Origin of the sequence: Paenibacillus koleovorans NBRC 103111 (assembly GCF_004000845.1) — a bacterium.
Classification (GTDB): domain Bacteria; phylum Bacillota; class Bacilli; order Paenibacillales; family NBRC-103111; genus Paenibacillus_AA; species Paenibacillus_AA koleovorans.
Window position 1 is genome coordinate 25,522 of record NZ_BIMA01000084.1, and the last position, 6,273, is coordinate 31,794.

7 protein-coding genes are annotated in these 6,273 nt (G+C 55.9%); 3 read left to right on the plus strand and 4 right to left on the minus strand.

All coding sequences use genetic code 11. The features are described 5' to 3' along the window. Positions 1–7: 7 nt before the first annotated feature. Genes PKO02S_RS23020 through mtnB form a run of 3 tightly spaced genes read left to right on the plus strand, consistent with a single transcriptional unit; the run spans position 8 to position 2,686 of the window. Positions 8–1,321 (plus strand): 2,3-diketo-5-methylthiopentyl-1-phosphate enolase, encoded by a 1,314-nt coding sequence (locus PKO02S_RS23020; RefSeq protein WP_127586593.1) that lies wholly within the window; start codon positions 8–10, stop codon positions 1,319–1,321. Then, positions 1,318–2,049, plus strand: a complete 732-nt coding sequence (locus tag PKO02S_RS23025) for a 2-hydroxy-3-keto-5-methylthiopentenyl-1-phosphate phosphatase (RefSeq protein ID WP_127586595.1) — start codon at positions 1,318–1,320, stop codon at positions 2,047–2,049. Before PKO02S_RS23020 ends, PKO02S_RS23025 begins: the two co-directional genes overlap by 4 nt. Next, on the plus strand, positions 2,036–2,686 hold the full coding sequence (gene mtnB / locus PKO02S_RS23030; RefSeq protein ID WP_127586597.1) for a methylthioribulose 1-phosphate dehydratase: 651 nt from the start codon (positions 2,036–2,038) through the stop codon (positions 2,684–2,686). The genes PKO02S_RS23025 and mtnB overlap by 14 nt, the downstream gene beginning before the upstream one ends. Before the next feature lie 90 nt (positions 2,687–2,776). Here mtnB and PKO02S_RS23035 read toward each other — a convergent pair whose 3' ends face one another. The 4 genes from PKO02S_RS23035 to PKO02S_RS23050 all read right to left on the minus strand — a co-directional run. Beyond that, the gene (locus PKO02S_RS23035) at positions 2,777–2,986 is read right to left on the minus strand and encodes a CLC_0170 family protein (RefSeq protein ID WP_127586599.1); all 210 of its coding nucleotides are present in this window, start codon (positions 2,984–2,986) and stop codon (positions 2,777–2,779) included. A 14-nt stretch (positions 2,987–3,000) separates the two neighbouring features. Continuing rightward, entirely contained in the window at positions 3,001–4,233 is a 1,233-nt protein-coding gene (locus PKO02S_RS23040) for a Ger(x)C family spore germination protein (protein WP_127586601.1), read from the minus strand. Continuing rightward, entirely contained in the window at positions 4,214–5,335 is a 1,122-nt protein-coding gene (locus PKO02S_RS23045; RefSeq protein WP_127586602.1) for a GerAB/ArcD/ProY family transporter, read from the minus strand. Before PKO02S_RS23045 ends, PKO02S_RS23040 begins: the two co-directional genes overlap by 20 nt. Further along, positions 5,292–6,273 (minus strand): spore germination protein (locus tag PKO02S_RS23050; protein ID WP_164821621.1); only part of this gene is annotated, 982 nt, incomplete at its 5' end. The genes PKO02S_RS23050 and PKO02S_RS23045, both read right to left, overlap by 44 nt.

Consider the following 6,273-nt stretch of genomic DNA (forward strand, 5'->3'; position numbering starts at 1 on the left):
CCGAGAGATGAGCTATTGTATCGCGACGTATCGGTGCTTCGACGGAAAGGCCGATTTTCACAAAAAAGCGCAATCGATCGCCGTCGGATTAACCGTCGGCAGCTGGACCGAGCTGCCTGAAGCTAAGAAGGCCGAGATGGAAAAGCATCTCGGTCGCGTGCTGTCGGTTGACATCCATGAGCCAGCAGCAGGAGGAGATTCCTCCGCATCCGAACGTTATGCCGACATCCGCATCGCCTACCCGGACGTGAACTTCAGCGCCGATATTCCGGCCCTGCTCGTCACCGTGTTCGGCAAGCTGTCGATGGACGGCCGCATCCGGCTGATCGACCTGCACTTCTCCGCTGCGTTTATGAGCCGCTTCCCGGGACCGAAGTTCGGCCTGAACGGCGTCCGCGAACGGCTTGGAGTTCATGATCGGCCGTTGCTCATGAGCATCTTCAAATCGGTCATCGGCCACGATCTCTCCGGCTTGCGCGAGCAGTTCTACGGACAAGCCGTCGGCGGCGTCGATCTGATCAAGGACGACGAGATTTTATTCGAGAACCCGCTCACCCCGATCGGCAAACGAGTCGAGACTTGTATGCAAGCCGCGGAGCAAGCCCAAAGAGAGACCGGACAGAAGCTGCTCTACGCAGTCAACCTGACCGGTCCGACATCCAAACTCGCCGCGAACGCCAAACAAGCGATCGAAGCCGGCGCCAACGCTCTCTTGTTCAACGTGCTCGCGTACGGCTTCGACGTGCTGCACGAGCTGAGCGCGGATCCGGACATCCGCGTCCCGATCGCGGCGCATCCGGCGCTCGCCGGCGCAATCTATCCGTCGCCACATTACGGCATCGGCGCATCCGTCCTGCTCGGCAAGCTGATGCGGCTCGCCGGCGCGGATCTCGTCTTGTTCCCTTCGCCTTACGGCTCCGTCGTCATGCCGCGTGAGGAGAATATGGCGATCCAGCATGCACTGACGACCACCGAGCTAACGGTCGACTACATAAGCCGCTACGACTCCGATAACGCAACAGGCCGTTCCGGCGCAGCAACCGAGCAACCTGCCGCCGGGCTCAAAACAAGCTTCCCGGTTCCGTCCGCGGGTATTCACCCGGGCTTAGTCCCGCTTATCCTGCGCGACTTCGGCCAAGACGTCGTTGTGAACGCGGGAGGCGGCATTCACGGTCATCCGATGGGCACCGCCGCCGGCGGACGAGCGTTCCGACAGGCGATCCAAGCCGCCAGCCAAAGCGTGAAGCTGGCTGACGCAGCAGCCCAAGCCGACAACCTGGAACTCAAGACTGCGCTGGAGCTTTGGGGGAATCGCGAATGAGCAGCACCAACACTGGCGGCAACAACAGCCGCTCAAGCACCCCCCGCAAAACCGTCATCTTCTGCGATTTTGACGGAACAATTACGGAAAACGACAACATTGTTGCGATTATGAAGCACTTCGACCCACCGGGCTGGTCCGATATCGTCTCGCGCGTCCTGGACCGGACCGTCTCGATTCGCGAAGGAGTCGGCGCCATGTTCGCCTTGTTGCCGACCTCGCGCAAGGACGAAATTGTCCGGTACGCCATCGACAACGCCGTCATCCGATCAGGCTTCGCCGAGCTATTGGCCTTCTGCAAACAGCACGACATCGAATTCTACGTCACAAGCGGCGGGATCGACTTCTTCGTCTTTCCGCTCCTTGCGGCCTTCGATATCGAGCCCGAGCATATTTACTGCAACGCCAGCGATTTCTCCGGCGAGACGATTCGCATCTTATGGCCGCATCCGTGCGACGAGCATTGCCAAGTCGACTGCGGCATGTGCAAGACGACGTTCATTCGCAAGTTCCCGCAAGACCGGTACGAGCGCATCCTGATCGGCGACAGCGTAACGGATTTCGAAGGCGCCAAGCTGGCGGACACGATATTCGCGCGTCACTATTTAATCGAGAAATGCGAGGAAATCGGACTGTCTTATATTCCTTTCCATACGTTTCACGACGTCACCCATGCGCTAAAGAAGAAGCTGCAAAATGGAGGCATCGCCCAAAATGAACCCCATTGAACTGACCCTGGAACAAAAGCAACGCGCGTTCTCCGAGCTTCGGGACATCAAGAAGACGCTCGCCGACCGCGGCTGGTTTCCCGGCACGAGCGGCAACTTGTCGATTCGCGCAGGCGAGCACGACAAGGACAACGGACGATTCGCCTTCGCCATCACGTCCAGCGGCAAAGACAAGTCCGTTCACACGCCTGAGGATTTCCTGCTCGTGAACGAAGCCGGCAAGCCGATCGAGCCTACGGCGCTCAAGCCGTCGGCGGAAACGCTCATCCATTGCGAGCTTTACCGGCTCACCGGCTGCGGCGCTATTCTCCACGTCCATACCGTGTTCAACAATGTCATCTCGGAATGGTTCGCGGATCGCGGCAGCATCCCGGTCGAAGGCGTCGAGCTGATCAAGGCGTTCAACATCTGGCAGGAAGAAGCGGTCATCGACATTCCGATTCTGCCTAACTATACGGACATCCCCCGGATCGCCGCGCTTGTGGAGGGTAGCCTGAATCCCGCCATTCCCGGCATCGTGCTGCGCAAACACGGCATCTACGCTTGGGGCGCGAACGCCTTCGAAGCCAAGCGCCATCTGGAGGCATTCGAATTTCTGTTCGAGTACGTTTATCGGCTGGAGCTGCTGAAGCGCTAGTCATGCGCCCGTTACCACGCTCCCAACACAATAAACCCTCCGTTAGCCTTGAACAGGCGTGGCGGAGGGTTTTGTAGTAACAAACCGGTTTCACCAGAAAAACCTTTTGTAGATCCAGCTCCCGATGAACGTAATGCCCCCCAGGCTAAGGTTGATCCAGGCCGACCAGGTTGCTGCTGTTCGTTCTTTTTTCATGTTGTCATCCGTATATTTGCTGCGGTCGATCCACAGGATGTAGCCGCCGGACGACAAGAACAAGAACACCACATAATTCAAGTATCCGACGAAATTGACTAACATCCTGCACCTCCTGACTAAGTCGTTTTTCCGCCGACCCGGCGGATGTTGAAGTCGGTCTGCACATTGACTTTCACGTCTTTGTACATTTTGCGCCAGTTTTCTTTGGAGCCGATATGCGTCTTCCAATATTTCGGTTCTTTCGCCCTTACGTACTCGCCAAACCCGAAAATATCCGAATCTTTTTCTTGCGTTTTTTTGATCAGATTGTTAAAGGCCTTGAGCCCGTTCTCTACTAGCTGGTTCTCGATGGCTCTCAACTCATCGTTGCTGAGCAGGAAATGTTCATTTATTTTCTCCGTCAAATTGCCTTCCAAACTGATCTTCACTACGAATTCCGGCATCCCGTTCTTTATCGCAACATCCGTTCTTGCCTTGCGGTGGGTGACCTGGTACGTAATCGCGCTGTCTTTGTCTTGCAAATTAGTCAGCGCGCTGTAGCCGCCGGGATTCAATCCTTTCATCGCCATGTACACCCCGATTTCGAGCGGCTCCGTATGCCCGACCATCTTCTCCCCTCGGAACATGGCCAACCCGGCAATTTGCATGTTGCCGCTGTCCACCAGCCTCACATAAGGGAGAAATGGCTCCACCCCCAACGCCGAGTCGGCTATCCAGAACGTTCCGACGAATGCATTGGGCAGCTTGCCCATACGGACCGCATGATCCATGGTGGCCAGCAAATAGAGCGAAGGCACCCGCTCCAGCTGCGGCGCTATGTTCATCAAGTCGAGCGCTTGATCTTCGCAAACGACTACCCAAGTAGTTCTGCGGATTTCCGGAGTCCGACGCATATAGTCGCTTAGACCGGTCATGCCCGCTTTGGCGAAATCCTCGGATACGACCACAATCCGCAAATGGCCGAGAAAGAGCCGATCCGCCAGCTCCTGCTGCAGGTTGTTGATCGCGTCTTGTACGGTATGACCGACCACCGAGATGACCCAAACCGGCTTTTGCCCCCCTCCTGAGCCTCCTCCCCCTTCACCCGGCCCTAACGGAATTCGCCCCGGTATCGCCACTTGTGCGGATAGCATGATCATTTCGCCCTTAGGGGTAGGAAAGGATCCTTTTACATGAGAAATGCTGCCCTCGTTTTTCTCCGCTCCAGGTTTAGCGAGATCAATTCCAATCCCCAGGATGACTGCACGTTCCTCGATTTCCAGGCGATCCCAACAACCCGTTAAAAGCGGGACCGTCAGCAATAGCGTCAGGAAACTGAATAGCCAACGTCTACCCTTTCGACTCCGCATCCATGTGCCCCCTTTTCTTCCGGATCATCGCCACCAGCAGCAGCAGCAGCGGATAAAGGATTGTGACCACCAAACCCAACTGACCGATGTGATCGATGACCGCATACATCTGCAGCACATTCTGAGGCAGCATAGCGATAACGAATACGAACGGCAGCAGCAGCATCGTGAACATGCGATGGTCTTTGAGCTTGAACAGCTCGCTGAGCGAATGAATCGTAAAGTAATAGGTGGAGAACAGCGTCGTGAAGACGGCGGTTACCCATACCGCCAGAAATGCGGCATCGAGGCGCTCCAGAATATTTGCAGGCAGTGAGGTCGTCTTTGCCAGCTCCAATGTGGGCCACAGCAGCTTGTTCGTCTCCTCCGGTCCGAAGACGGAAATGGTGGAAATCACAATCAGCAAATACAAGCCGCCACTGATGAGGATCGCCCAAATGCCTGCTTTCATCGCTCTCCCCGGCACCCTTAGCTTCGGCATGACCATCGTGATGACGAAGGAAGCCTGGAACAAGGAAGCAACGGTCAGAACGCCTTTGCTCATCCCCATGAAAGTCCCTCCACCATCCATGACCGGCAGCAGAAATAGCGGGTTGGAGTTTTTGAGGGAGAGGACGATGATCAGCAAACCTGGAAATATTATAATCGGAACGTAGAACTGATGAATATACGTGAACGTATCCAGATCATGGCGCGTCGAGAATGCCGCCAGCAGTAGCATGACGACAACCGTGACGTCCAGCGGCGTTTTCTTGAGTACGGTGGTGACGACAACCTCCCCGAATTCCCTGGCTGCCAGAGAAGTGAGTACCGCGAAGAACAAGATGATCAGAATGCTGCCCACCTTGCTCAACGCCTTGCCAATTAGCAAATCGGCGTATTGGATAATCGTCTGTTGCGGAAACCGCTGGCCCAGCTTGATGATCAGAACTACGCCCAGCATCGCGACCATCACGCCTAGCAGCGTAATGAGAGGTCCGCCCGTTCCTGCCGCCTTCGTGGCGAATGTCGGCAAGGAAAGGACGCCCACGCCGATAATCGTGCTGGTTATAATCACGCTAGCCTGAATGGCCGTTATTGTCCTTTTTGTCCCCTTGTGCATCGGAAGCTCCTTTCTCCTCTTTAAACATGGCAGGCTCCAGCACATCGGATTTGGACCTCTCCTGCTTACTGTGGTCTCCTGGTTCATAGATGTTCTTCTTTTGCGGATGAAGCATGACCGGACGTTTGTGCATCCACCAAAGCGGAGAACGAAAAACGGTGTCCTTCATTCCATCGAAATTGCCGGGAATGACCGGGCTCAAATAAGGAACGCCGAATGACTTCAAAGACAGCATGTGATTCACGATGAGGATCAACCCGACCACAACACCGTACAGGCCAAAGACACCGGCAATAATAATCAACGGGAAACGAAGCAATCGGAGCGCCAATGCCGCGTTATAGGCCGGCGTTGCGAAGGAGCCGATCGTAGTGAGCGCGATGACGACGACGGTGATCGGCGAGACGAATCCGGCGGACACGGCCGCTTGGCCGACCACAAGCACTCCTACGATCGACAACGCGCCACCGACCTGCTGCGGCAATCGGATCGTCGCTTCTCTCAGCACTTCCATCGAGACTTCCATAATGAGCGCTTCCAGTACGGCCGGGAATGGCACCCCCGCTCGCCCCCCGGACACGGCGACGGCGAATTCAGTCGGAATGAGCTCCGGGTTAAATGAAATAATGGCTACATAAAGCGACGGAAAAATGAGGGAGAAGATAAGCGCTAGCAATCGGGCCAGCCGGATGAAGCTGACCAGGATGAACCGTTCGTAATAATCCTCCGTCGTTTGATAAAACTGCGTGAACACCGTCGGCAAGATGAGCGCGATCGGCGAGCCTTCCACGAGAATAACGACACGGCCCTCCAGCAGGTTGGCGACCGCTTTGTCCGGCCGTTCGGTGTTCTGAATTTGCGGGAACGGCGTAAAATGATTGTCCTGAATGAACTGCTCGATGTAGCCGGAATCCAGGATGCCGTCGATCTTGATCATA